Here is a 26,496-nt window from a genome sequence, read left to right as displayed (position 1 = left end):
ATCGGGGAAAAAAATAACCGATAAAATGACTGAGATATAAACGAAATCGATTAAATTAAACCTTACAGTTCCGGAAAAGAAGGAATAAATCGGATCTCCTTTGAGATTGATCAAAACTAGAATTAATATCGGAAAAAAGATCAGAGAATATTTTATAAAATTTCCCGATAAATACTCTTTGAGTTGCTCTTTTCGATTTACGACCCAATCCATAAGGATGACTCCTATCACAATCGAATCCGCTCTCGTATGAGTAGGACGAAAAACTAAGGTCTCATAGTCGGTTCCGAAAACATCCGGTAAAAGATAAATGCAAATCCGGATCGAACCGGGAATTAAATATAATCCCCAAAGAATACATTGCCTCGTGAAAAATTCCTTTTTGAATAAAACAAAACCGCAAAAGAAAGGAAATATCAAATAAAACTGCTCGATCATGGAAAGGAACCAAGTATGGATATTCGGTCCCCGCCAATAATTCCCTAAGAGAACAAAATCCGCCCAGGCGTTTCCCAATAGGTTTTCCGTATTTTCCAGCGCACCCAAAGCCATCAACGTTTCCGGAACTGATAATTCTTTTTTAGCGACCCATTTTAGACTCATCGAGTAAGAGACTTTATTGATCCAATAACTGAGAGTGATAAAAATATAATATACCGGTAGAAGTCTGTAATTTCGTTTTAAGAAAAAATCCAGATATCTTATTTTCCCATTCTGAGACCATTCTTTCCAAAGAGCCATCGAAATCAAAAATCCGCTCAGGATAAAAAATAAATTCACTTCAAAATGATGAAGCATGGCAATAAACCCTTCCAGAAGGGAATTATTATTCGCACCTGTATATCCAGAATAAAAATAGTAGTGATACACAAAGACCGCGGTAATCGCAAATGCTCTCAGGCCGTTGAGCGGAGGAATTTCCTCTCTTTTATTTTCTGTTTTTTGGTTCATAAATTCCGTTTGAATCCATTAAAAATATTTAATATACTTAGAATAGCAGATCGTAGATACGGGCTAAATCACCCATAGTTAAAGACTTAATTGAAAAGTCCTCTCATTTTGAGGAGCCGGTCTCCATTTATTGGAATCTTTCCTTTTCAATTTTCTTGGATTTTTCCGATTTGTTTCGAATGAATCGAATTTTATCCCTTTCAATTAAACCGTAATGTCCGTTGCATTTTTCAAGTAAAAATCGAATTTATCGGCGAAAGTTATCTTAAAATATTCCGACTTACGATTTGGGTAAACTCTACAAGTCTTTGAATTACAATTCCCAATAAAGGAGAATTTCCTTGTTCCCTTCTCTTCCCTCAATAGGAGACCATTCTAATCCCAAAATAGAAGCTCCGATTTCTAATCTGAGAAATTTACAAATCGATCGAACGACCTTCCAGCGAATTTTCGAATCCCTGAGAACGCCTTTTACTAAATCTTTCTTTTCCGCTTCGAACTGAGGCTTAATCAAGGTAATACATTCAATTTTTGGAATATATCTTTCTTCTTTAAATTTTTTCAGAATTGGAAAAACGGATCGAAGAGAAATAAAGCTCAAGTCCATCACAATCAAGATAGAATTGGGATCCGAAACCCTTTCTTTTAGAACGTCCCAATCGATCTCAGAAGCGGATAAATTCTTAAGATGAAAACGATCCTTTACGACGACCTTAGGATGATTTCTTAACCTTTCGGCCAACTGTCCATAGCCGACGTCGCACGCAAAAACTTTCCAAGCGCCCTTCTCAAGAAGAACTTCCGTAAAACCTCCGGTGGAAGCGCCCAGGTCGATACAAAGTTTTCCTTTCGCCTCCACTGTAAAACTTTCAAACGCTTTTAATAATTTGTAAGCACCTCGGCTGACATATCGAGGAATCACGTTCAAAATTCGAATTTCCGAATTTTCGGGAAATTGAAGCCCGGCCTTTGTTATTTTCTGTTCGTTTATCAAAACGGAACCGGAAAGAATCAGACTTCTCGCCTTTTCCAGCGTTTCCGCGTAACCCCTTTTTAAAAGAAGTGAATCGAGTCTAATTTTTTCTTTGGCCAATGTAGATCGGAAGCTCCTGGAAGAATATTTTCTCTTCGGGAGTAAAAACGAAATTTGATGAAAGAGAAATTAGATTTTTTTGAAGTTCCTGAACCATTTCCTTACAACGATCCATTCCGAATAACGCGGGATAGGTGGTTTTCCCGGACTTTAAATCTTTACCTGGAGTTTTTCCCAGGGATTCCTGCGTTCCCTCTACGTCCAGAATATCGTCGGTAATCTGAAAAAGCAGGCCAAGGTCCTCTCCGTATTTTGAAAGATAATTTTCCCTTTTTTTCCAATCTTTTCGCAGACGATTTCCCATCAAAAGAGAAGCCTTGATCAGAGCGCCCGTTTTCAGACGATGAGTTAATTGTACCATTGCTACCCGGTCTTCTGCATTTCCGGATTGAACTAAATTTTCCCTTTGCATCTGTAGATCATAGATTTGTCCCGAAACCATTCCCGGCGCCCCGGAACCTGTATGCAGAATTCCTAATAGATCTTTATAAAGGGAAACGTCACCATTCTCCGCTTGGACAAAGGAAAGAAAATAAAAGGCGAAAGAATTGAGCGCGTCTCCCGCTAAGATCGCGGTCGCTTCGGAGAATTTCTTGTGAAGGGTCGGCATTCCTCTTCTAAAGTCATCATTGTCCATACTTGGAAGATCGTCGTGAATCAAAGAATATGTATGAATACATTCCAGAGAAGATCCGAGTAAAAGGGCGTTTGTAGAATCGGCTTGAAATCCTCCGTAAGCTGCGAGAGCCAAAACAGGTCTCAGACGCTTTCCGCCTGCAACGAGACTGTATTTCATCGCTTCAAAGAGTTCCAGTGCGGAACGTTCGGATAAAACGGAGAGTGTATGAGAATCTAAAAAATTCTCAAATGCTACGCGATAAGAATGAAATATTTCGGAAAAGGCAGATTGGCTCACTCTACCTCCAAACTGAAAGAATTCCCATTATTGTAAAGCAAAGTCTACGGAGTCTTGAAGTTGTTTCTTCAATTCAAGAAACGCGCGAGAAAAAAATACGGAAGATTAAAAACTATACTTCCGATCCCGTTTTTACTTTTAATACCACCTTACCCACCGATTTTCCCGATTGAAAAAATCTGAGTGCCTCTTCGATTTTTTCAAAGGGAAATATTTTGCCCACTAAGGGAGGAGCAAGATTGAGTTTCACCAAACCGTTAAGATTCTTAGTAAGCCTTTCAACACGATCATACAACCAGATCAAGTTAAAACCCATTACGGCTTTATTGTCCGAAACCATCTCCATAGGATCCAACTTGGGACGAGTCAGATATTTATACGCCAATCTTGGCCAATTCACGGAACTTCCTCCCCCCATCATATCCGCCGCGCCGTAAACGATCATTCTCCCCATAGGGGCCATAATTTCATAACTTTCCTGAAAAATCTTTCCCCCGATACATTCCAAAACTAAATCCAGTTCTTTTCCGGAAAGAGAATCTTCGAGATCCTTTGCAAAGCGACTTGAACGTACGATTTGTCTATCATAACCTTCTTTTTTAAGAAGGTCGATTTTAGAAGCCGTGCCGATTGTTCCGATTGTGAACGCTCCCATTTTTTTTGCGATCCGGTTTGCGAGAATTCCAACTCCACCCGCAGCGCTATGAATCAAAACCGTCTGACCTTTTTGGAGATCGCCCAGAGCAACTAATGCGTAGTAGGCGGTCAATCCTTGAACTAAAAACCCCGCGCCCTGATCAAAATTCCATTTCGGAGGAAGTTTAAATATATAACGAGAATCGATATTTAAATGAGAAGCATAACCGCCGAAACGGGTCACTCCCATAATCTTATCCTTTTTCTTTAGGTTCTTAACTTTCTTTCCCACCGCCAAAACGACTCCGGAATATTCAAGACCTGGAATAAAAGCCCCTTTTGGAGTCGCGCTATAAAGTCCTTGAATGGCGAAAAGATCGGCAAAATTCAAACCGATGGAATGAATCTCCACTTGTACTTCGTTTTCGGAAGGTTCTGCGAGAGCTTCGCTTATCAATTCTACGTTTTCAAGAGATCCCTTTTTTCGGACAAGAGCTATCGTTCTTTGCATGAAACGAAGTTATAAGAATTCGGACTTTCCGGGCAAGAAAATTTTCTACTTTAAAAAAGAGAACAATGCCGGTCTGGAATCAAACCGCAAAGTCAACTCATTCTCAAAATCGAAATTTTTATACAATACGACAGATTTAAGTTCAAAGTGATAAATGCGGAATCCATTATAAAAATGACTGGCTTCCCTTTAGCTCCGGGAAGTTCATTAGAAAAATGGATTCTTTTGTTCCGACAAACGAATCCATAGAAAAAAAATTGAAAACGGACTTTAAGTCCGTCCGAAATAAAATTTCGTTGATCTCAATCTTTTACAAGACCGGACAAAACGTTCTTGGACGGAAAGAGAAAGTTTTGTTTCCGATTTTACGTTTCTTTAAAATGAAATTCTTTCTTCTAAAAGCGGGAGACACGAAATCCCCCGCAGATAATCAAAATTCAGGAGAATAAAATTCCTTCTCTTTTCCGCGAGGTGCTATCGCAAAACGATATTTCCTCTTGGAATGAAATTCCGGATTGAACCAACGAACTTCGTAGATCGCCATTCCTTCCGAAGAATCACCTTGGAGACGAACGTCGATCTCGGTTCCGGAATCGTTTATCAATTTTCCGTCTTGCACTAAATTCTTCCATTCTTCCTTTGCATCCCTATATTGAATCGAAATCAATGGCTGATGAAATTGTATCAAAGAAGGGTTCACGTCTTTATAACTAAAGATCCAGTGTTTCTCTAAGTTTTCTTCGGCAAGGACAAGACGAGGTGCTTCCTTTAAATCCCGACTTCCACGAGCCTCTTTTTTTTCGGGCATATAATGTTTTGTATCGAGTTGAAATTCCCAAGAATCCGGAAAACTTTCTTTGCCTCCTTCAACGGGCATTTGTTTTATAAGATCCGCGAGATGAGCTTGGAGAAAGGGTTGAGTTCCCGGTCCATAGATCGTATGTCCGCCTTCATAGTGTTGTTTCGAATATTCTTCCGGCGTGGTCGCATAACCGAAATAACCGTTTGTGCAAGATAGGACCGAAGTTTGCGTGATATTTTCCTTACTCTTCGAGGTTCTTTGTTTTTCCGCTTCAAGAGCGGCATTGGAAAATCTTCTTCCTGACTCGTTTGTTACTTCAAAAGGAACCGCGAGCAAAGCGGTATCTCCGATTCTTGCGGATTGAAGAATCATTCTATGCGGAAAATTCTTCTTTGCTAAGACAAGATATTGAAAGAAAGAACCGGCGGTTCTCTTATGGCCCTGACAACCTCCGGTAAAAATATAACGGGGCCAACCCTCTCCCCAAAATGGAAGCCAGAATAAAACGGGGGTCATTCCGTCCTCGGCTCCTCCCGTCAAAGCCGTACCCGCAACGGGTCGACTACAAAGTTCGGCTTCTCCCATCTTCGGATTCTCATACACATCGACTTCTTTTGAATTGTAAGAATATGTAACGTCAGAGTTGAGTTTTTTGCCTAAAGCCTGAAAGAGTTCATAAGATTTTTTTGATATTTCAAGACCGAGTCTTTTTGATTCGATAAAACCCTGCATATCCTCGCGATAATCCGGAGAATTGTCTCCATGAGTTGCGTTAGACACCGCGTGCAGAGGTTCCCATTCCAATCTATATTCTTCTTTGATCTTTAATTCCAACTCCCTTTCCGGATAAGCAAAAACGTCCGCGTTAACCACCTTGTTCCAAGAAGGAACCGTTGTTCCGTGAATCGAATACGTGGAATAAACTGCGAGAGGTTTAAAGGAACCGTCTTTGTCTTTCGCATCCACTCGAATCATAGTCATCGTCGGATTGATCGCGTCATAAATCTGTTCCGTTTTGATTTCCTGAATTCCGGAATTACTATTTGCGGCATAGGCTTCGATCGACCGGTTTCTTGTCAGTCCCCAAACATTGGAGTTACCCGTTGCAATCTTTGCAGGTTTCGCCGATTGATACGCTTCCAAGACGGCGTTGTAGATTCTATCTTCTAAAAATTCATACCAACCTTTTTCAAAGCCGGGTTTGTTTCCTGCAAACTCATTGTAGAAATTATTCTCATAAAAATTTCCGGGCGCGGAATGAGTGTGAGTTCCAGAAAGAACGATTCCTCCCAAACTGATATCCGTTTTTTCAGCGAGTCTTTCCGCGAGCCTATGATGTAACAATAAGGAACCGGAAAGAAGATCCGTTTGAATTAGGACCAAAGGAGCGTGTTGATCCTTTCTGATATAAATCACTCTTGCGTAAATTTTAGTCCTAAAGCCCTTCTCCGTATTCGCCAGCATAGAATATCCGGCGAGCGGAAGTCCGGGCGGAGGCGTAATATCAGTCTTGCTCGCTCCCGCAAAAAGGCCTTTCACGTTCGAAGTCGAAAGCGGTTTTTTATTCTTAATCACGTAAGTCGTAGAGTCGCTACAACCAAGAAAGGTAAGAGAAAATAGGAAGAAAAAGAGAATCGATATGATCTCTCGGATTTTAGGAAGGTTCAAATTCAGCTCCTCCGGGGAAGTCGTTTTTACGATCGATGTCTTGAAAAAGCAAGATGCTTTCGATCAAAACGGAACATTTTACGCCGTTTTCATTATAAATGACTTATTTTCTGATTTTAAAATCGGAGGGATCTTCAACAAAAGGAGAATAACCATAAGGTTTGGCATCAAACTACATGAATTTTTGGAAACGACTTCGATTTTATTTTTTCAATTTTTATCCCCCCTATTTTGCAGCGGGGATCCGTTACAAACAAGTCAGCAAGGATTTCACACATTTCCGACTCAGCATGAAACTTCGCTGGTGGAATCGAAATTTAGTGGGGACTCATTTCGGCGGTTCTCTTTATTCGATGTGTGATCCATTTTATATGCTGATCTTAATGGAGAATTTAGGAGAAGAGTATCTCGTCTGGGACAAAGCGGCTACGATTCGATTCATCAGCCCCGGCTTAGGAAAGGTCTACGCAGAATTTCAGATTTCTCACGAAGAAATTGAAAGAATTCGAAAAGAAACCGATGAAAAAAGAAAGTTAGACGCGTTCTTTCAAACAAAAGTTTACGACGAAAAAACGGGAAAGGTCGTCGCTGAATTAGATAAGGTCGTTTATGTGCGGAGAAAGGAAAGAATCAAAAAGTAAACGATCAAAATGAGAAATAGAGTCTCTTAATTTCTTTTTCGTTCAAACTCGGTAGAATCATTTCTAGTCCTACAAAAATCGCGTAGGCAAGTTTGGCTTTTTGATCCGCTTTCTTACGATCCTTGGAGAGTTCCCAATACGCATTTTTCAAAAAAGAAATTCTTTTAGAATCTACTCGTTCCTGAATTTTTTTTACCTTAGAATTTCGAAACGCCCAAGCGCGGATTGCCCTTTCCGTATTCTTCGGCAATGCCAACGTAAGAGATCGTAAAACTTTCAATCTCTCTTCCGGAGTCGATTCTACTTCCGCCTTCCGAATGATGTCGTCCGTAAAATGTTTCTCCCAGTAATTCAACATCCTTTGCGAAAAGTCTTCGCGATTCTTAAAATGATGATAGAAAGAACCTTTTGTAAGTTTTATTTTTTTGCATAAGTTTTCAATCGTAAGAGACTCTTCTCCTTTGTGATAAAGAAGATCTAAACCCGCTAATATCCAATGTTCCGCCGAATGCATGATTGAAAAATTAAAATGCGAATAGAGGAATTAAATACAAAACTCCGCCAAGAAAAAAGAGCACGGAAAGAAAATGAACCATCGGCTGATTGACTCTCAGGAAAATAAACTGCTCGATCAACCTGCCCCACCAAAAAAAAGAAAGTCCGATCAGGATCCAAGTTCCCATCTGAGAATGGATAAGCTCCGTTCTAAAACAAAAAGTAATGACAGCCATAAAAACGAAAAAATAGATCAACCTCAAATTCGCTATTTGAAGAATCGCACGGTTCGCAAACGAAACGCGTTTTAGGTCCTCTTTCCAATGAAACAGTTTCCAGAAATAAACGTGAAAGATTGCAAATCCAACACTATGAATCGATCCTAAAATAAGAAAATCTTCCGGCTTCATAAAATTCTCCTTCCTTGAAGAATACTTGAAATTTGATTCGTGTCAATCGACATACCATACCTTTTAGTATGTTTTTTAATAAATAAATTCCACGATCCTAAGAACGTACAAATCCAATCCGAATCCCCGATAAAATCGATTAAAACTTCATCAAAAGTCAAGGAGGCGTTATCTGTGGGAACCCCTGCGCCTAAATTACGGATTACAAAATTGCTCAGTTCCAGATAAGATTTTGGGACAAGGCCTTATTATTGAAATCGAATCCGCCTTTTCGATTTTTTCTGGATTCTATTTGGGTATTTTTTTGAAACAAGCGTTTCGACCAAAAATCAAAACGATCGAAATTTTCAAAAATTCTACTTCAAGACCTACTTTGGAGCCCGAACAAAGACGAATCTCGGTAAATTCGTTTGTTGGAACAAATGATAAACAGTAAAATTCGCTTGTAAAAAAGATGGAAACATTTCCGGGCAAAAGTTCTCTTTCACCCGAAAAATAATTCTATTCAGCTGAAAGTTTTTTTTCTTTTTTCCCGAATCCAAATCGAAATAAGAATCAAAGAGGAAACGAAAAACATCGCGAAACCGACTAATAGAAAAAATAGCTTAATCGCCGTGATCGCTCCCGTGAATGTGGCCAAAGGCTCGGGAACCTTCGGCCAAGCGGATAAAAAGTAAAACATCAGAGAATTTTCAAGAATATCGAAAATTAAGAATCCCAAGGACAGAAGATTAAAGGAAATCGGTAGGTCGATTTTTTGAGCCGCTCTTGTATAAATTCCAGCGAAGGACAAAAAAAGCGGAATTGGAAAAATCATATCGACAACATCGATCCAAAAGTAGAGGTTTCTTCCGCTTTCTCCGTAAGCCCCGAAAACTTCCAGAATATCCTTTGAGGATGAAAATGGTCGGAAGTCCATTTTTTTCGGAAGAAAACCAGTTTCCGTCGCGGGAATCCACTTTTCCAAAATCTGCATCGTTTCGGCGCATAACATCGCAAATACGAACAAAATAAGAATATTTTTAATAGAAGTAAATTTCGTAAAAGATCGGCTGATTTTTTGAAGGATCGGGGAGGAGTCGGAACTCAATACAAAACCGGTTATCACCAGCAACAACGGAAGCAAAAATCCGTGAGGCACATAAGAAAAAAATAATGTGGATACGACCATCATTACCGGAAGGGAAAGGAAAATATTACCGTCCCATCGTTTTTCGGTTCTCAATTTATATCCTAAATATCCGAGCGTAAACAAAAGTAGTATTAAGGAAGGAGCTTCGATCCAACGAAAGCCGATGTTTCTAAATATCTCTCCGAAAAAACTTCCTCCCCAATAAGCGACAATATCTCCAAAGGCCGAGATCATAAGAATCGCAACTACCACCTTGAAAATTTTCAAAACTGAAGACGGAAAAAAACCGTTTTTATACAATTCTCTCAAACCAATCAAAATTCCCATGTGAATCAGAATCGTCATTCTTCCAAAAAAATAGTAATCCGTAGTTTCAGGAGAAAGTTCGGTCCTCAATTTTAGAAAGACAGAAATCAAATCGGCCGTTTTCAAAAGATAGAACGGCGTGGATTCTCCGTTCCAAATAAACGACTGGATCGAAGTTAACAAGATCGTTACGATCGCGGTCAGTAGTATAAAAAAGGCTGCCAAATTCATATTATCTCCTCAGTGTCACATATCTTGATATCAAGATTCTTTGCGTCAAACAAATTACAACTTTATCTTGACGTCAAGATATTTTCTGAAAAATGGGAAGTATGAAGTCAAAAAAAGCGGAAGACCATGTAGACTTTATCTTAAAACAATGGGCTCAAGAAAGACCCGATCTGGATATGAGCGCGATGGGAACAATCGGACGAATTCATCGGTTGTCTTCCATTTTCTTTTACAACGTCCATAAGGAAGTTTTCGAAAGTCACGGACTTGCCACTCAGGATTTCGATGTTATGGCAGCGCTTCTTCGAAGCGGGAAACCTTACAAAAAAGCTCCTGGCGATCTCCTTGCAACTTTGATGATCACGTCCGGAACGATGACAAATCGAATCGATCGATTGGAATCTATGGGTTGGGTTCAGAGAGAACCGGATCCAAAGGATCGGCGCGGTGTTCTTATTTGTTTAACGTCAGAAGGAAAACTTGTGATTACAAAAGCTCTTTTGGAACATGTAAAGAGCGGACACGAATTGATGAGCGCACTTTCCGAAAAGGAACACGTCGAACTGTCGAAACTCCTAAGAAAATTGCTTCTGAATCTGGAGCAATAGAAGGATGCGGACCGAATTCAAAATCTAGAAAATATTTAAAGAACGATTCTTCGAAACTTTCTAGATTTTGATTTTTTCGCGTTAGTTTAAACTCGGATAATCGGAATATCCCTCGGCGCCGGGAGTATAAAATTTGCTTTGATCCGCTTCGGCAAACGTTTGATCCTTTTTGAGTCGAATCACAAAATCCGGATTGGCGATAAACGGCCTTCCAAATGCGACGAGTTCACCTTTTCCATCCTCAAGATCGGATTGAGCCCTCTTCTTATCGTAACCGCCGCTGAGTATTAGAATATTCTTAAATTCTTTTCTAATTTTTTGGATCACACTTTCGGGAACTACCGGAGCGCCCATCGAACTGTGATTTACGATATGGGCATAAACAAGTCCGATTGAATTCAATTCTTTGGAAAGAATTTCGTATTGTTCTTCTATTCCATCGAACGCGCCGGTATCGTTAAAAACTCCGTAAGGTGATATGCGGATTCCCACCTTATCCTTTCCGATCGCGTTCGAAACCGCACGAGCCACTTCGATTACGAAACGATTTCGATTTTCATTGGAACCGCCGTAAGAATCGGTTCTTTGATTCGAATTTGCATTTAGAAATTGTTCTAAAAGATATCCGTTTGCTGCATGAAGTTCAACACCGTCGAATCCGGCTTCCACCGCATTCTTAGCGGCTTGAACATATTCTCCGATCGCATGCTTGATATCGTCGGAATTCATCTCACGAGGAACCGCATACGGCTGTTGACCCTTCGTATCCGTCCACGTTTCACCCTTTACCTGAATGGAAGACGGTCCTACAACCTCGCCTCCTTTCGGAAGATTTACCGGAGTTCCGACTCTTCCCGTATGCATGAGCTGAATAAAAATCTTCGCGCCCTTTTCATGAACGGCTTTCGTCGTCAACTTCCAACCCTCGACTTGCTCTTTACTAAAAATTCCGGGGATTCGGCTATACCCCAATCCGTTCGGCGAAGGAGAAGTTCCTTCGGTAATAATCAAACCGGCGCTTCCTCTTTGCGAATAATAATCCGCCATAATTGAGTTTGGGATATGATTCAACGCTCTAGATCTCGTCATAGGGGCCATAACAATCCTATTTTGAAGATTTAGGTTTCCGATTTGAGCAGGACCAAAAAGATCTACCGCTTGCTTTGATTCGACATTCATTTTTTCTTTTCTCCGAAAGTTTAAATTTCCATTCCTCCCTTAGACACCTTGTAACAAGAATTATTACAACTTTTCTTACGAAGTGTCCTTTTATAAATGAGAGATCTGAGTTTTTGGCAGAATTTTGTGAATTGAAAATGACTACTGTCGAGCTTAGGTTCGAATCAGAATCTGGATCTAATTTAGAAAACGATGAGTTGCTTCCGTCGAAGAAAAGCGAAGGTTCCGTTAGTTACCATTCTGACCCTTTTTCCGGAGCCTCCTGAACTTTCGGATGAAATCCAAATCGGGATTCTAATAACAAAGCCGAAGCGTCCAAACCTGACTTTTCGAATCGATAAAAAACAAAACCCATCGTAGTCGATTCGGGGTAGTATTTCCTCTCGAAACACAAGAGCAGAAAAAGTTTTCGAGATCAAAAAGCCGCGATTTTATAGATACGAAGAAATGTTTCCTTCTTTCCCTTTGAGACGTTCCGTAGCAAAGAAAATATCTTTTCAACATGGTGCCGGGCGAAAAATCACGAGACAAAGAAGAATAGAGTGTTTCGTCGTCGTTTGGAATTTTCCGAATGAACGTTCTTTCGTTACTGAATTCTTTGATCAAACCCGGTTTCGGACTCTGAGAAGAAAAACGTTTTTAGAAATAAAAATATATTTCCAATCATGTTCTTATCTATAGTTTGCTTTTTTCATGGAAGTGATTTCCTTATTTCCCATCACGGCAATGTTGGCAAATCTTGCCGCTTTCTTTGCGATCCTTCGTGACCGCGATCCTTTTGCGGTTTATTTCCGAGTCTTTTTGCTCGTTTTAGCGGGAGGAAATTTTTCGATCTTCTTCCTTTTAAAAGCGTCATCTTCCGAGAAAGCTTTTATTTATTTTCATATCTTTCGGCATTTTATTTTTTTCGTTCCTTATCTTCTTCTCAGCTTGAGTAGAATTCTTTCAGGGCGCCCTGTAAGGTCCGCGATGACTTACATCGTTCTCACGAGTACGATCGCGCTTCTGATTCTCATTGAATTTGATTTTTTTGCAGACAAATCCGTTCTGATTCGGGAGTGGAAATTATACGAATGGGGTTGGTTTCCAGTTTTAGAAATTCCCGCGAGAATTCTCGTCGGCGGTTTTTTCGGAATCTGTTTTCTGATTTCTCTGATTCTTTTATTAAAACCGAAAGAAACTCTTCTCAAAGGTTGGATTCCGGTTTTTGTAGTTTTTTGGTGGTTAGGGCTCGGAACGAATTTTATCCCCCTCTTCGGAATCAACTTTCTCCCGCTCGGTATGAGCGCCGATTCGATCATCAGCGTTTTTGTTTCGGTCTACCTTTCCAGAGAAGAAGCGGATTCCGTCTTTCACAGAATGGCGGAAGGGTTTGTATGTTTGAGCGTGGCCTTAGGATTGAGTTCCCTTTCCATTTTGTATTTAACAAGAATTGAATCGACTCGAATACAAACGGTTTTACTTTCCCTAATCGGGGCGACGACTTCCTGGATCATACTTCGTTTTTTTCGACCCTCAAAAATAAAATCGGAACCTCTGGACTTAAAATCTCTCTCGGAAAAAGGTCTCACAAAACAAGAACTAAGAATTTGCGAATTGATAAGCGAAGGATATACTCGTAAACAAATTGGATTTTTTCTTGGAATCGCCGACGGGACCCTGCGGAATCATCTCGTACATCTTTACGATAAAACCGTGGATAAAGAAAAAGAATCGAATTTCGGAAAGGATAAGTTTCAAAGGCTTACTGTATTTCTTCAGAAATTTAGAAAACCGTGACAATCGTCACGGTTCGAAAAACGTTTCGTGACGATGCTACTATGGATTTATTTTCAAAATTCGCGTAATCTCATCCACGGAGGTTACAATGGTAACAAAAACGATTCCACTTTTCATTTCGGTCTTTACCTTATTCTCATCCGGGCTGCTGCTCTTTTTCATTCTATATTTTTTTTATAAAAAATCCAGGATGATCCCCGGAGAAGAGAGAAAAAAAATCTACATTCCTGTTTTCGCGGTTTTTCTTTTTCTATTGTTCCAAAGTGTTTTAGCGTCGCAGGGATTTTTCCATCACTTCGAATTGCCGCCGAGACTTTTGATCGGCGTTCTGTCTACGTTCATAATTTTTTTGAGCTTCGGATATTCATCACAAGTTTTTTCGATTCTGAAAGAATTCGGTCCGCTCAATCTTTGTCTCTTTCAAACCTGGAGAATCCTGCCCGAAGTTTTGATCTTTCTGTTGGTTAGAGAAAATTTAATCTCCGAGATTATGACCTTAAAAGGTCGAAACTTCGATCTCTGGGTTCCGATAAGCGCACCGTTACTTTATCTCGCAATCTCCCGGAATCTACTTTCTAACCGTTGGCTCCTTCTTTGGAACGCAGTCGCGATCATTGTCCTGAGTCTTACTGTGTTTACCGGAGTCATGTCAGCCCCGTTTCCATTTCGGATCCTTTTTACGAATCCGCCGAACGAAATTGTAACTCGATTTCCGGTCAGTTACTTACCTTTGTTCATGGTTCCACTTGCGTTCACTTTGCACATTTTAGGAATTACGATAGGCTGGAAAGAATGGAAGGAGAAAAAAGTCTGAATCTTCTTCAGGCGCATAAAACGATACGATAAAGTCTTCCGAAAAGAAGGATTCAAGATGGAAGCATATTCTTCAACTTGAAACAATGAAAGGTTGGATAGAATTTCGGTAAATTATAATATTCTTATCTTTCCGGAAACCTTCTGAGCACGGGTGCTCCGTAAGGATAAGATTCTTCCAGATGTTTTATAAAACCTTTGTAAGTAAACCACCCCTTGGAACCGAATTTTTTCGGGGCCTTTTCGATATGCATTTCCTGAGCGGGCATAAAACTGAATCCGATGAGATAAAATCTTTCACGGTTCGAGTTTTCGGCCGCATCCAAGACCATCGACACGTGCCCGATTCCTCCCGTTTCATTTTGAACAAAAAGATCGCCGGGTCTGAGGTCAGCCTCGTCGATACTTAGCCCTCCTTTTTTTAGAGAATACGAGTTGGAAGATACGAACGATTTTTTTAAGAACGCAGCGTAACTCAGCCCACTTTCCCGAAACGACTTCTTTCGTCCATTGTAATCAAAAAGATAAAATCGATCGAGAATTCTCTTCTGTTTGTGATACTCCGCCCAAACACGCATCGTAAAATCCGCGCACTGCTCCAAGTCTTCCTGAAATAAAAGAGGAACGTTCAAAACCGCGAGTGTATCATAACGATCGATGATATTTCGTTTTTGAAAAGTCCAAAGCGTAGAATCCGATTTTAAAGGTAAATTCCTAACAAAATCTGAAAAAGACCCCTTTGCGTAAGATATACGAGAACTACCTTCCGGAGTCTGAATTTCACCGATTTTTTCCCATTTTGAATCCGCCTCTACACAACTCGCCGGGAGTAAAAAACTTCCCGCTCCAATGGTTCCTGCAATCATTCCAAAATGAAAAAGAATCGATCTGAAGTTCATAGTTTTTCCTAATTTGAATCCAATTTTAAAAATTTAAAAGTGTTCTTTCTGAGACCCGATTATTATGCGAAATCGATTCCAATCTCTTTTAAAAAAAAGATGAATAAGAAACTGACCTTTTAGTTAAGATTTTAGAAGAGAGTAAAGAAAGAAAATGAAAGAACCCGTGTTATTCGTCTTTTCTGCTTGAATTATAGGACTTTAATTTCGATACTTTTAAAAAAGAAAAAGTCGAAGAGTTAGTTTTTCGTTTTGAATTCAAGAATTCAGAAATCGGATTTTTACGAGTGAAAACGTTTTGCGGGCCCACCGTAGATTCCATCATAAAGAACCGATTGAATTAAAATTATTCTATATTCAGGAATTGTTATGGAATCGATAATTTCTACAATAAACTCGATAGCTTTATCTTTGTTCATTCTATTCTTTCCCTGGTTTGCACTTCGTATTGCGAAAAAAATAAAGTTCTTCGGTCTTTTGGGTCCGGTTTCTCTCTGCTATGTCGCCGGAATTTTTTTAGGAAACATCATCCCTTCTGGATGGATTTCCAAATCCGTTCCGCGGATATTTGCGGAAATTGCAATTCCGCTCGCGATTCCTCTATTATTGAGTTCCACGGATTTCAGAAAAGGGTTTGGAGAGGCAAAACTTGCACTCTTTTCCTTTTTTCTTTCTGTGGTTTCCGTAGCAATCTCGTCCTGTGTGGCCGGTTTTTATTTTTCTTTTTTGCATCCTGAGTCCGCGAAGATCGCAGGTATGCTCGCTGGAATGTACACCGGCGGCGCTCCGAATTTGAACGCGGTCGGACTTGCCGTTGATACGACTAAAGAAACGATCGCGTTAGTAAACACCGTCGACGTAGTCATAGGAGGAATTTATCTTCTCTTCCTCCTCACAGTAGGAAAAAAATTCTTCTCTTTCTTTTTAAAAAAGGAAAATACGATAGCCCACTCTTTCGAGAGCGCTATATCGGAAGAAGAGAATTTTTCGAAACACTGGAAGAATTTGGTATTTTCCAATGGAGTCGGACTTCTTTTGGCAATGATCGGTTTTGGAGTTTCAATCGCGTTTACATTTTTGATTTTCTCTTCTCTTTACGCGCCTTCGATTTTATTAGGAATTACAACTTGGGGAATCGGAACCTCTTTCCATTCCAAAGTAAGACAACTCAAAACTTACGAGTTCGGAAGTTACTTAATTTTAGTTTTTTCGGTGGCTGTCGGTTTTTTGGCAAATCTAGAGGAATTAAAACGAGACTTTGGCTCCGTATTCTTGATTTTAATTTGCGTTTTGTTCGGAGCCATTCTTCTTCATTTGATTTTAGGAATCCTATTCCGAATCCCGGTCGATACTTGGATGATAACCTCGGTTTCAAGCATCTACGGTCCGGCCTTTGTTCCGCCGGTAACTCAAGCGATTCGAAATCGAGACGTGTTGGTGGTCGGAATTCTCACAGGATTGATCGGTTACGCGATAGGAAATTATTTAGGAATCGGAATCTTTTCGATTCTTTCTTTGATACGAAGATAAGATTTGTTGCTTCTTTCAACGCTCGACCCCAAAAGTAAATTCTTAATGATTTTGGAATTTTAAAATGCGTCTGAAACTACTTCAAAACCCAAGGATTGATAAGAATTCGAAACTCAAAATCCGGATTTGCTGTTTTGACCGAAAGCGCCTTCCCCCAAGAAAGGTCGCGTTCGAAGAACTTCAGGTTTGCGCCAAAAATTAAGGAATGGAATGAAGAATTTTTTCAATCGCAAAAACTAAACCGACCGATCCCAAAATCGCACCAAACATCCAACGAGTTTGAATTGCAATGGACTGATGGATATCCCCAATACATCGAAAAGTTTCCAGACGGGATTGAGTCATTTCTTCGCAAAGTTTTCTTCATTTCTTTTCGAATTTCAGTTTTAAAATCGGTGAGATCCGCATGAATTTCGGATCGAAACTTGACATTCTCGGATTGAATCAGAATCTTAAATTCCAAAAATTCATTTTTCATTTCCGTTCTAAACATCGAAAGTTCGACTTTTAATTTGGAAATTTCGGTCGAAAAGGAACGCTCGAGTCGATCCGTAGAAGTTTCTTAAATTTGAGCTCTATAAGAAACCAAAGCCGAATTGAGAAAATCTACAAACTGATCCGTCCCAACCGTACCGAGAACTTCTTCCAGTTTTCTATGAAGTTATTGAATGAAATCGATAACCATAATTGTATTCTCCATTCTTAAAATAGCAAGTTTCTTTCTACCTGCTTACTGGAAACAGTTCCAGGAGGGTTACGAAAGAATGGAAAAACTGAAACTTTTTTAATTTGAATTCAAAAGTAACTTTAAATTTTTATTATATTCTTATTGTTTCATCAACTGCTTCAATCGGTCCGGGTAATCCGTGATGATTCCGTCCACACCCGTCTGGATCAATCTCTGCATCTCAGCGCGTTCATTGACCGTCCACGGAATCACGGCGATTTTATGAGAATGCACTTCTTGAACGAACTCATTCGTTACATATAGAAAATAAGGAGAAATGATGTCGGCCTTGACTTCGAGAGTTTTTTCCAAAACTTCCTTTCTTGTAGAGTTTCCAAAACCGAAAGTCATCATTGCTCCTTGAAAATAGGTCAGAGAAAAAAGAGCGCTCGTTTTGATCTTTGGGTTTTTCTCTTTTACGATCGGAAGAGCCTTCAGATAAAAGGATTGAATCGTAGTTCTATCCGCTACATTCGCCTTTTCTATCGCTTGTATCAAAAGACCGACGTGTTCCCTTACAATCTCTAAAGGAAGTTGTGCTTTGTCGTCGTTCGGGAATTTCGTTTCGATGTTAAACTTCAGCTTCGTTTTTTCCGGAAGTTGTTTTTCGGCTTTGGCAACCAAAGAAAAAAATTCTTCGATCGTGATTAACTCCGTACCGGGAACGGGAATTTGCTCTGGATACTTTGGATTTTTTTTGGTTCCACAATCGAGTTGTTTCAATTCAACCAAAGTGAGTTCGTATAAGGAACGAGAAAGAATTTCGGTTCCATCCTTTTTTTGACAGATCACGGGATTTGTCTCCGAATCGTGATGAATGATGATCTTCTTATCTTTCGTAAGAACCGTATCCAGTTCCAAAGTTGTCATTCCTTGTCGAATCGCTTCTTCGAAAGCGGGCCATGTATTTTCCGGTTTTAAGCCGCGCGCACCTCGATGACCTTGGAGATCGAAATTTCCATTTAGAGGTTTGTTTACGACGGGCACACTGGAACAAGAACCCGGAAAGGAGAAAAAGAATAGCAGAGGAAAAATGGAAAGGAGAAAAAATCTAACTTTGGTTTTGAATCGTAAGAACATGGGGAGAATCTTGATTGTATTTCTCCAAGGAGGAAAGTCTTTTTTTACCGGATTCTAAATTCTTAAAAAACAATCTTTCGTTTTGAACTTTAGTCGTAATTCAATCGCTAATCTTGAATGAAATCCGTAACCGGGAGACTCCGTCTGAAGTAATAAAACCGAAAGAGCTTCCCTCGGTGGCGTGTTTCCTGTTTGAAAAGATAAATCCAAAACGGAAATCATCGGAATGGACTTTAACGTTTCTTTCGGGCTTCGACGTTTCAAATTCTTAACAAAATCGGATTTAGAAAAACCGATCTTAGACGAAGAACGGAAAAAGAATCCAAACAAAATCGTTTCCGGGAAATGTTTTGCTCGGATGGAAAAAAATTCGGAGAACGATCCTGAATTCTTGAATTATCTAAAGATGCCGGATCTCAACAGGCTGCGATCTCCAATTGTTATGAAGCCCGTCCGCGTACCAGATCGGGGCCTCGATGAGTTCCGCAGGCTCTAAATCGGTCAGTGTGGACAAACTGACGCTGATAAACGCTCCCCCGATCTCTTCGATATAACCTTCCGTATAACTGCGAACTCCGCAGTTCTTACAAAATTTATGGTTCGCGCTCATGGTTCCAAACTGATAATTTCCCAAGTCTTCCTTTCCGGAAAGAAGCCGGAAAGCTTCCGGTTTTGTCATAGCGCTCCAATTTCTTACCTTACTGCAAAAGGAACAATTGCATTTCGAAGTTCCTAAAGAAAGATCAAGATCTACTTCGTATTTTACCTTTCCGCAGTGACAGCTACCATTGTATTTTTTTAAACTCATACTGGATTCCTATTCCGTTGTTTTCTATTTCAAAGTATGAATATCTTTCTTTTATGGGTTCAACATTTAAAGTTTTTGAACATAAGAATTTTTCAAATCGATTGTACATTCTTTTTCGAATGTTGTCAAAAGATGTCATATATTTTTCAGTTTCGATTTTCCGTAAAAAAATCTTGGAAGGGCTCTTCTTTCTTACATCTATCTGGCAATTCAAAATCTCATTGAGCCGGATTTGATTTTGAATTTAATAGATCAAAGATGAAACCCAAAAATGACAAACCGAGAGGAGTTCTAAAATCGGAAAAAGAAGCTGAAAATTTAATCCATGCTCGTTACCTTCCGGGCGAAAATTTAGAATTTTTTATAGAACATCATTGGACGGTGGAATGGGATCTTCGTAGAAAAAAACCGCAACTCGCCGAAACACTTCCACATCCAAGTATTCATCTTGTGATCGATCGAGGCAATTCTAGAATTCAAGGAATCATCGAAGGAAAATTTTCTTATCTCCTAAAGGATTTGGGAAAGGTCTGGGGAATCAAATTCAAACCGGGAGCTTTTTTTCCGTTTTATCAAAAACCGGTTTGTTCTATCCGAAATCGATCGATTCCAATCGATTCAGTTTTTCACGTCGATGTGCCTTATCTGGAAAACTTGATTCTTTCCGCAAAAAACGACGAGGAAAGATTGAAAACCCTGGAGGAAATTCTTTTGCAAAATCTTCCACAAGCGGATGAAAACGTTTTGTGGATTCAGGAAGTCATCGAGTACGTTCTTAAAAATCCGGACGTTCACAAAGTGGATGATTTGGCGAGCCGGCTTCGCATTCACAAGAGAACTCTACAACGCCAGTTCAGTCGTTATGTGGGAGTATCTCCAAAGTGGGTCATTCAAAGATATAGATTGCACGAAGCCGCGGAAAGATTGGAAAAAGGCAAAGACGTTGATGGAATCCAGCTCGCCTTAGATTTAGGTTACTTCGATCAGGCTCACTTCATAAAAGATTTCAAAACGATCGTGGGAAAATCCCCCGAGCAATATTCAAAATTACTGATGCTTAAAACCGATTCGTTTCAATCTAAAAAATTGTAACCGTATTTTTCTTTCTCCGGATCCGTTCCTACTCGCGCAACCATATTCACAAATTGAAAGGAAATACAACGAGAATCGGCCCGAGCAGGGAAATTTTGTAGGAGTTCCTACAAGGGGATTCTTGCTTGCAAAATTAGAATTTTGTGATAGAGGAAAGTTTCCGGAATTTTTTCCACCACCCGCCCCGCCACCCATAAATTGGGTGGGGCGCGCGACTTTCACAGAGGAGCCGTCGTAGTTCCGACAAATCCTTCTTAAGATTCAGACAACTTCTGGCTAAGGTTATGCGGACTCAAAGAGTTAAAATACGATGTCGTGAATCGACATCTCTCATCCCAATCGCAAAACAAATCGGATCGCCGATTTCATTCGTTTCCCTTCCTTTTAATAAGAATTCAAGAGAAATAGAATTTCCAATTTGCAAAAAAATATATCCAAAACGAAACCAAAATTCTCTTTCAGATTCCATTTTTTAAGATTTGTGTTATCGTTTTATTCTTCCCTTGCATTCGGAGCAGTTATGGCCGATTTTTTAATCGATAATCGGAATCAAAATTGAATCCAAAAATACTGAGGAAATCGTTTATGAATTCATTTTGTTCGAAACTAAATTTAGAATTCAAAGATTTACCGCGTCTCTTGAAAGAGAGTTCCGAATTCTTTTTTTGAACTTGGAAATTTTTATGATTCAGCATTCCATAAATCCAACCGGACTTGCAAAAAAGGAATCGGCTTCGATTTTAGAAGCGTTCTATAAACTTTTACGTTTTCCGGTCGTATTATTCAAAACGTTATTCGGAAATGAATATCAATCCAAAGGTTGGCTCGCTCTTTCCGACGCGGAAGAACAAAAAAAAATCGAACTCTTACTGAATCATCTCTTTCAAGTTTTTGAAGAACTCTCCTCGGGACAATCTCTCAAAGACATTCTTCTCACTCTCACGTCCTCTATCGAAGAGTATCGTTCCGATATTCACGCAAGTATTCTTCTTTTGGATAAGGACGGAGTCACTCTTAGACACGGAGCGGCACCAAGTCTGCCCAAAGAATACAACGATAGTATAAACGGAGTAAAAATCGGTCCCAAAGTTGGTTCTTGCGGAACTGCAGCTTACACAAAAAAACTCATCGTCGTCCAAAACATTCAAACCGATCCGCTCTGGGAGAACTTCCGAGACCTCGCAGAAAAATTTCATTTGAGATCTTGTTGGTCTCATCCTATTCTTTCCCCCTCCAATCAGGTTTTAGGAACCTTTGCGCTTTATTACGACGAACCCAAAAAACCGTCCGACTTGGATTTAAGATTGATTCATTCGTTAGCCCATATCGCCGGGATTGCGATCGAAAGAAAAAGAATCGAAGATCTCAAATCCGAAAGCGAAACGCGTTATCGTTCCTTAGTGGAACAAGCGTCCGACACAATCTTTCTTATAAACAAAGACGGCAGATTTGTAGAGATTAATCCGAGCGGATGCGCCCTGTTAGGTTATTCAAAAAAGGAATTTTTGAGTCTTACGATTTGGGACGTCATAGAACCGGAAGATATCAAAAAAAATCCGCTCCGTATGAACGAACTTCTTACGGGGAAACCAATTTTGAGCGAAAGAAAATTGGTACACAAAGACGGGAGTATCGTACCCGTCGAAATCAACGCGAAAATTTTGGGAAACGGCTTTCTACAAGGGATAGTAAGAAACGTTTCGGAAAGAAAAACCGCGGAAGAAATCCTCCGTCAGGCTCAAAAAATGGAAAGTATCGGACTGCTTGCCGGCGGAATCGCCCATGATTTCAACAATCTATTAACGATGATTATGGGAAGCGCGGAAGTTATGAAGTTAAGAATCGAAAACGATTCGGAACTAAACAAACACGTCCATAGAATTATCGAAGCCGCAAAAAGAGGAGGATCGATCACAAAACAACTTCTCCTTTTTTCAAGACCGGGTTCTTCCGAACTCAAACCGATTTCCATTTCGCATATCATTCGAGAAATAACCGATATACTTTCATTTTCGCTTCCGAAAAACATTTCGATAGAAACAAAAATCGAACTTACCAACGGAATCATTTTAGGGGATAGCAGTCATCTTCATCAAGTCATTCTAAACTTAGCATTGAATGCGAGGGACGCAATGCCGGACGGCGGAAAAATTACGATTTTGGAAACAACCGTAAAAGGAACGGAGATTCGAAAAAAATTCCTCTCCGGAAAAGCGGAGGAGTATGTTTGTATCCACGTAAGCGACACCGGGAAAGGAATGAGCCCGGAGACAAAACAAAGAATCTTCGAACCTTTTTTTACAACTAAAGAAAGAGGAAAAGGCACAGGTCTGGGACTTTCGATCGTAGATACGATAACAAAAAACCATTTCGGTTTTATCGACGTGGAATCGGCCGCCGATCAAGGAACTACCTTCAAACTCTACTTTCCCGCCATTGCGACTGCGGAAAATCTAGTTTCAGAAATCGAAAAGCAGCAAACGAACATTCAAGCCAACGTGCTGATCGTAGACGACGAAATTATGGTTTTGGAAGTCTTAAAAGATATTCTCGAATTATCCGGTTGTAACGTCTTTACTTCAAATACGGGAAAACAAGCCCTCGAAACATTCCGGAATCCCGATCACCCGATCGATCTGGTTATCACAGACCTAGGAATGCCGGAAATGAGCGGGGACTCTCTCTTTTTCAAACTGAAGGAAATAGAACCGGAAATAAAAGTTATCATTACTTCCGGCCATATAGAAAGAGAAAAAAAGGAAAAACTTCTTTTGCAAGGCGTTAAGGCAATTTTAGACAAACCCTATAAAATCGAAGAAGTGCAGTCCGTAATCCAAAAAATTCTATAACGGATCCACCAAAGCCTCGTTTTTCTTTAGATAAACTCGACGTTCGTTATAATATTTATTGCCTAAGCAATTACTTAGAAAAAATTGGTTCCGAGCAAGTATGTATTCTTATAACGTTGAAAGTTATTTTAGAAATCTTGAAGAAGAGTCGATTCCCCGTTTTTCATTAGGAGATGCGGTAAGCATTGCAGTTGAAAAAACAAAAAACGAAACGGAATTTCGTTACAGGGCTCTGATCGAACGATCCGAAGACATTATTTTTTTCGCCGACGGAAACGGCAAATTTTTAGATATAAGCTCGAAGGCGCATCAATTATTGGGTTATTACGCGGAAGAACTTCTGACTCTTCGTATTGTAGACATCGTCGAGGAACGCGATAAAAATAAAGTTCTCCTAGAGGATTCTGTCAGTTCACATTCGAACACGGTCCTGAAAATCAACCTGATCCATAAATTTGGCAATACGATTCCCGTTGAAATCAGTTTCAAATATATCTCGTACAACCGACTACAAGGAAATATCAAACAATCCTTATATTCCGATTTACTAAAAAGGGCGCAAAAGATGGATACGATCGGGAGAATCGCGGGCGGAATCACTCACGACTTTAACAACATTTTGACTATCATTTTGTCGTGTGCACAACTCGTAGAACTGAACGTCGAAAAAAATTCTGAATCCGAAAAACATCTTCAAAGAATTATCGGTGCGGCCGGTCGTGGCGGGTCCATCGCAAAACAGCTACTCTCTCTTTCAAAACCGACAAACTGCGTTTTTGCACCCATCTCCGTTTCCGGAATCGTCAAAGAACTGACTCAAATCATTCCATATACGATGGGAAAAGGAATCGAAATGGAAAACTTGGATTTAGCGCAAAACGTGCGTATAATGGGAGACAGTTGTCAAATCTACCAAGCGATTCTGAACTTGTTGTTGAACGCAAGAGACGCAATCGACCGAAACGGAAAAATTAAAATAACGCAGGAATTAGTTTCCAAAGAATCGTTTTCAAATCGTTTTAGTCCGATTCTCGCGCAAAAATATCTCCGTGTTGAAATTTGCGATTCGGGTGAAGGCATGAACGAAATTACAAAAGAAAAAATTTTCAATCCGTTTTTCACCACGAAAAAAAATGAAAAAGGAACGGGGCTCGGACTCGCCGTTGTAAAAACGATCGTAGAAGAACACTCGGGGTTTATCGATTTTCAATCCACACTCGGGCAAGGAACGACGTTTTCCTTGTTCTTCCCGGTTTTAGAAGAATCCGATTTTCATCAACCGAACCAAGATTTATCTTAGATTCATTTCGATCCAAGAGTGTAATTGTAAGAATCTTTCCTTACCGCAAATTCAATTGAATTTGCGGTAAGGCGGAATATTCGCTTTTTAGAATGGATGTTTTTTGTCACAATCCGCTTCACAGGAAGCTTTTGCACCGATACAAGTGATAGGACTAAAGTAGAGACTCAAAAAAGAATTGGATGAACTGGATGAAGTACTCGAAGAAGAGCTACTACCCTGAAAGAGACTTGAAATCAACAAAGAGGCCGCGATACAATCAGAATCGGCGGACTTGCAGTAGTTATCCTCATAACATTTTTGACGAGGGGAAATTTCAGAACACTGAAACGAGAACACAACGAACAGGATGACCGATAACATTGATAAATATTTTTTCATAGGCTCAATTTGAAATAAAACACCTTATCATTGCAATAAATTATTTTATTTCGACAAAGATGGTGTTATGTTTTTTCAAAATCAACCCGAAAGAAAAAAAACTTTTTTAGATCCCGATTCTATTTTTTTTATTTTTTTCTGTCCGTTAGAGAGGCTTCAAAGGATATGATCTCCTCGGGTTTAGAATCCGAATTCAGAAAATCCGATCCATTCGATTCTTTGAATATTCTAATATAAAAAGCTTTTGATATCCCGATTTTTTTTCCGAAAAAACTTCCCTTAAACCCTTAAATCTCGTTTTTTTGCGGGCCGGGAATGTTTCTTCAAACGAGATTCTTACAAAGAAACGAAGATGAATCCTAATTCTCTAAGTCAGATTTTATTCCCTAAGAATCAAATACGATTCCTTGTATCCGAAATTCTAAAACTGGAAGGATTCTAAATTCGGTCCCGATCGGAATTTCCGAAAGATTCGAACTTTTTTTCCTCAAAATCCATTTGTCCTAGTATGGAACTAGTAAAAACTGGTACCCGGAAACCTTATGTCCCAAGATAAAAAAACTCCTCTTTATGAATCCCATCGTGCGCTCGGTGCCAAAATGATTCCATTCGGCGGCTGGGACATGCCCGTGCAGTATTCCGGAATTATCGCGGAACACAACGCAACCCGGGAATCCGCCGGACTTTTCGATGTCTCTCACATGGGAGAGATTTTTGTAACGGGAGAATCCAAGGCGATTCTTGATTTTTTAGAATCCGTCACCTGCAATTCCGTCGCGTCCCTTTCCGAATTTCAAGTTCAGTACAATGCGGTTCTGAATGAAAAAGGCGGCCTTGTAGACGACGTTACGATTTATAAATTCTCGCCCGAGAAATATATGATCTGCTCCAACGCTTCGAATTACGAAGCTGTGACCGCACACTTACTTAAGTATCTTCCTGCGAAGGACGTGCATGTCGAAGACCAAAGTTTTCGTTGGCATCAGATCGCCCTCCAAGGTCCCAAAGCGAATGAAATTTTTTCCAAATACTTAGGACGGGAATTGGATTCGATCAAATACTATCATTTTGCAATTCTCCCATTTCAAGGGGAAGAGATCATCGTTTCCAGAACCGGTTATACGGGAGAAGACGGTTTTGAAATCTATTCTTCCGTTCCTCTCGGACTCAAACTCTGGACAGAACTTTTAGATTTTGGAAAAGAATTCGGTCTTGTTCCCTGCGGACTCGGCGCCAGAGACACGCTTCGTATCGAAGCGAAATACCCTCTTTACGGACACGAACTCAACGACTCCTGGACTCCGATCGAATCCGGAATCGGATGGATCGTAAAAGAAAAAGAAATCCCCTACTTTTCATCCGAAAAAATTCTTTCTCAAAAGAAGAATGGAGTTCCTTCGAAAATCGTCGCTTTTTCTCTTACGGAAGCGGGAGTCCCTCGGGAAAACTTTCGTGTTTTGGATTCTCAGGGAAACGAAATTGGCAAGACGACTTCGGGAACATTCTCACCTTCGTTGAAAAAGGGAATCGGCCTCGCCCTGATCTCGGCTGAAAAAATCAAAGACGGGGAACCGATTCAGATTGAAATCCGAGAACAACCGAAACAAGCTATCATTACTACAATGCCTTTTATCCCAGGCAGCATCAGAAAAAATTAAA

24 protein-coding genes are annotated in these 26,496 nt (G+C 40.0%); 9 read left to right on the top strand and 15 right to left on the bottom strand.

Annotated elements, in window-relative coordinates:
- From JWG45_RS10705 to JWG45_RS10685, 5 genes are all read right to left on the bottom strand, one after another.
- The coding region (locus tag JWG45_RS10705; protein WP_205279726.1) for an acyltransferase family protein at nt 1-951 on the bottom strand (951 nt) is incomplete at its 3' end.
- Between the two features lie 313 nt (nt 952-1,264).
- Nucleotides 1,265-2,044 (bottom strand): TlyA family RNA methyltransferase, encoded by a 780-nt coding sequence (locus tag JWG45_RS10700; RefSeq protein WP_205279725.1) that lies wholly within the window; start codon nt 2,042-2,044, stop codon nt 1,265-1,267.
- Nucleotides 2,025-2,960 carry a polyprenyl synthetase family protein gene (locus JWG45_RS10695; RefSeq protein WP_205279724.1) on the bottom strand — a complete coding sequence of 312 codons (936 nt, stop codon included), beginning with the start codon at nt 2,958-2,960 and terminating at the stop codon, nt 2,025-2,027. The genes JWG45_RS10700 and JWG45_RS10695 overlap by 20 nt, the downstream gene beginning before the upstream one ends.
- 112 nt (nt 2,961-3,072) lie before the next feature.
- Entirely contained in the window at nt 3,073-4,107 is a 1,035-nt protein-coding gene (locus JWG45_RS10690) for a synaptic vesicle VAT-1 family membrane protein (protein ID WP_205279723.1), read from the bottom strand.
- Nucleotides 4,108-4,537: 430 nt separating this feature from the next.
- Nucleotides 4,538-6,577 carry a neutral/alkaline non-lysosomal ceramidase N-terminal domain-containing protein gene (locus tag JWG45_RS10685; protein WP_232380631.1) on the bottom strand — a complete coding sequence of 680 codons (2,040 nt, stop codon included), beginning with the start codon at nt 6,575-6,577 and terminating at the stop codon, nt 4,538-4,540.
- Between the two features lie 176 nt (nt 6,578-6,753).
- Between JWG45_RS10685 and JWG45_RS10680 the strand changes: the two genes are divergently transcribed.
- Nucleotides 6,754-7,218, top strand: a complete 465-nt coding sequence (locus tag JWG45_RS10680; protein ID WP_205279744.1) for a DUF4442 domain-containing protein — start codon at nt 6,754-6,756, stop codon at nt 7,216-7,218.
- A gap of 4 nt (nt 7,219-7,222) precedes the next feature.
- Here JWG45_RS10680 and JWG45_RS10675 read toward each other — a convergent pair whose 3' ends face one another.
- The 3 genes from JWG45_RS10675 to JWG45_RS10665 all read right to left on the bottom strand — a co-directional run bounded on the left by JWG45_RS10675 (nt 7,223) and on the right by JWG45_RS10665 (nt 9,792).
- Complete coding sequence (locus JWG45_RS10675; protein ID WP_205279722.1) at nt 7,223-7,732, bottom strand: TetR/AcrR family transcriptional regulator; 510 nt, start codon at nt 7,730-7,732, stop codon at nt 7,223-7,225.
- Nucleotides 7,733-7,742: 10 nt separating this feature from the next.
- Nucleotides 7,743-8,123 (bottom strand): hypothetical protein, encoded by a 381-nt coding sequence (locus JWG45_RS10670; RefSeq protein ID WP_205279721.1) that lies wholly within the window; start codon nt 8,121-8,123, stop codon nt 7,743-7,745.
- 505 nt (nt 8,124-8,628) lie between these two features.
- Nucleotides 8,629-9,792, bottom strand: coding sequence for a hypothetical protein (locus tag JWG45_RS10665; RefSeq protein ID WP_205279720.1), 1,164 nt, complete (start codon nt 9,790-9,792; stop codon nt 8,629-8,631).
- 101 nt (nt 9,793-9,893) lie between these two features.
- Between JWG45_RS10665 and JWG45_RS10660 the strand changes: the two genes are divergently transcribed.
- On the top strand, nt 9,894-10,400 hold the full coding sequence (locus tag JWG45_RS10660) for a MarR family winged helix-turn-helix transcriptional regulator (RefSeq protein ID WP_205279719.1): 507 nt from the start codon (nt 9,894-9,896) through the stop codon (nt 10,398-10,400).
- Nucleotides 10,401-10,481: 81 nt separating this feature from the next.
- Here the strand turns inward: JWG45_RS10660 and JWG45_RS10655 are convergent, their stop codons facing one another.
- Nucleotides 10,482-11,579: an alkene reductase gene (locus tag JWG45_RS10655; RefSeq protein WP_205279718.1), complete on the bottom strand. Its 1,098-nt coding sequence runs from the start codon at nt 11,577-11,579 to the stop codon at nt 10,482-10,484.
- 693 nt (nt 11,580-12,272) lie between these two features.
- Between JWG45_RS10655 and JWG45_RS10650 the strand changes: the two genes are divergently transcribed.
- Nucleotides 12,273-13,358 (top strand): helix-turn-helix transcriptional regulator, encoded by a 1,086-nt coding sequence (locus JWG45_RS10650; protein WP_205279717.1) that lies wholly within the window; start codon nt 12,273-12,275, stop codon nt 13,356-13,358.
- An 88-nt stretch (nt 13,359-13,446) separates the two neighbouring features.
- Complete coding sequence (locus tag JWG45_RS10645; protein ID WP_205279716.1) at nt 13,447-14,172, top strand: hypothetical protein; 726 nt, start codon at nt 13,447-13,449, stop codon at nt 14,170-14,172.
- 124 nt (nt 14,173-14,296) lie between these two features.
- On the opposite strand, the gene JWG45_RS10640 is transcribed toward JWG45_RS10645, so the two are convergent.
- The gene (locus tag JWG45_RS10640; protein ID WP_232380635.1) at nt 14,297-15,037 is read right to left on the bottom strand and encodes a DUF4846 domain-containing protein; all 741 of its coding nucleotides are present in this window, start codon (nt 15,035-15,037) and stop codon (nt 14,297-14,299) included.
- Nucleotides 15,038-15,439: 402 nt separating this feature from the next.
- Between JWG45_RS10640 and JWG45_RS10635 the strand changes: the two genes are divergently transcribed.
- The gene (locus JWG45_RS10635; protein ID WP_205279714.1) at nt 15,440-16,600 is read left to right on the top strand and encodes a DUF819 family protein; all 1,161 of its coding nucleotides are present in this window, start codon (nt 15,440-15,442) and stop codon (nt 16,598-16,600) included.
- Between the two features lie 198 nt (nt 16,601-16,798).
- On the opposite strand, the gene JWG45_RS10630 is transcribed toward JWG45_RS10635, so the two are convergent.
- The 4 genes from JWG45_RS10630 to JWG45_RS10620 all read right to left on the bottom strand — a co-directional run bounded on the left by JWG45_RS10630 (nt 16,799) and on the right by JWG45_RS10620 (nt 19,215).
- A complete protein-coding gene (locus JWG45_RS10630) occupies nt 16,799-16,945 on the bottom strand; it encodes a hypothetical protein (protein WP_205279713.1) in 147 nt (48 codons plus the stop codon).
- A 217-nt stretch (nt 16,946-17,162) separates the two neighbouring features.
- Nucleotides 17,163-17,249 (bottom strand): hypothetical protein, encoded by an 87-nt coding sequence (locus tag JWG45_RS22610; RefSeq protein ID WP_408611625.1) that lies wholly within the window; start codon nt 17,247-17,249, stop codon nt 17,163-17,165.
- Between the two features lie 177 nt (nt 17,250-17,426).
- Nucleotides 17,427-18,407 carry a glycerophosphodiester phosphodiesterase gene (locus JWG45_RS10625; RefSeq protein ID WP_205279712.1) on the bottom strand — a complete coding sequence of 327 codons (981 nt, stop codon included), beginning with the start codon at nt 18,405-18,407 and terminating at the stop codon, nt 17,427-17,429.
- 400 nt (nt 18,408-18,807) lie between these two features.
- Nucleotides 18,808-19,215: a GFA family protein gene (locus tag JWG45_RS10620; protein WP_205279711.1), complete on the bottom strand. Its 408-nt coding sequence runs from the start codon at nt 19,213-19,215 to the stop codon at nt 18,808-18,810.
- Nucleotides 19,216-19,473: 258 nt separating this feature from the next.
- Here JWG45_RS10620 and JWG45_RS10615 point away from each other — a divergent pair, with 258 nt between their 5' ends.
- The 3 genes from JWG45_RS10615 (at nt 19,474) to JWG45_RS10605 (ending at nt 24,456) form a co-directional block, all read left to right on the top strand.
- Nucleotides 19,474-20,307, top strand: coding sequence for an AraC family transcriptional regulator (locus JWG45_RS10615; RefSeq protein ID WP_205279710.1), 834 nt, complete (start codon nt 19,474-19,476; stop codon nt 20,305-20,307).
- Between the two features lie 683 nt (nt 20,308-20,990).
- Nucleotides 20,991-23,156, top strand: a complete 2,166-nt coding sequence (locus JWG45_RS10610; RefSeq protein WP_205279709.1) for a hybrid sensor histidine kinase/response regulator — start codon at nt 20,991-20,993, stop codon at nt 23,154-23,156.
- 100 nt (nt 23,157-23,256) lie between these two features.
- On the top strand, nt 23,257-24,456 hold the full coding sequence (locus JWG45_RS10605) for a two-component system sensor histidine kinase NtrB (RefSeq protein ID WP_205279708.1): 1,200 nt from the start codon (nt 23,257-23,259) through the stop codon (nt 24,454-24,456).
- An 87-nt stretch (nt 24,457-24,543) separates the two neighbouring features.
- Here the strand turns inward: JWG45_RS10605 and JWG45_RS10600 are convergent, their stop codons facing one another.
- On the bottom strand, nt 24,544-24,837 hold the full coding sequence (locus tag JWG45_RS10600; protein WP_205279707.1) for an LA_0364 family Cys-rich lipoprotein: 294 nt from the start codon (nt 24,835-24,837) through the stop codon (nt 24,544-24,546).
- 542 nt (nt 24,838-25,379) lie between these two features.
- Here JWG45_RS10600 and gcvT point away from each other — a divergent pair.
- Nucleotides 25,380-26,495 (top strand): glycine cleavage system aminomethyltransferase GcvT, encoded by a 1,116-nt coding sequence (gcvT, locus tag JWG45_RS10595; protein WP_205279706.1) that lies wholly within the window; start codon nt 25,380-25,382, stop codon nt 26,493-26,495.
- Nucleotide 26,496: the final 1 nt, after the last annotated feature.

This window comes from Leptospira ainlahdjerensis (assembly GCF_016919175.1).
In the GTDB taxonomy this organism is placed as follows: Bacteria; Spirochaetota; Leptospiria; order Leptospirales; family Leptospiraceae; genus Leptospira; species Leptospira ainlahdjerensis.
This window is presented reverse-complemented; position numbering and strand designations above follow the sequence as displayed.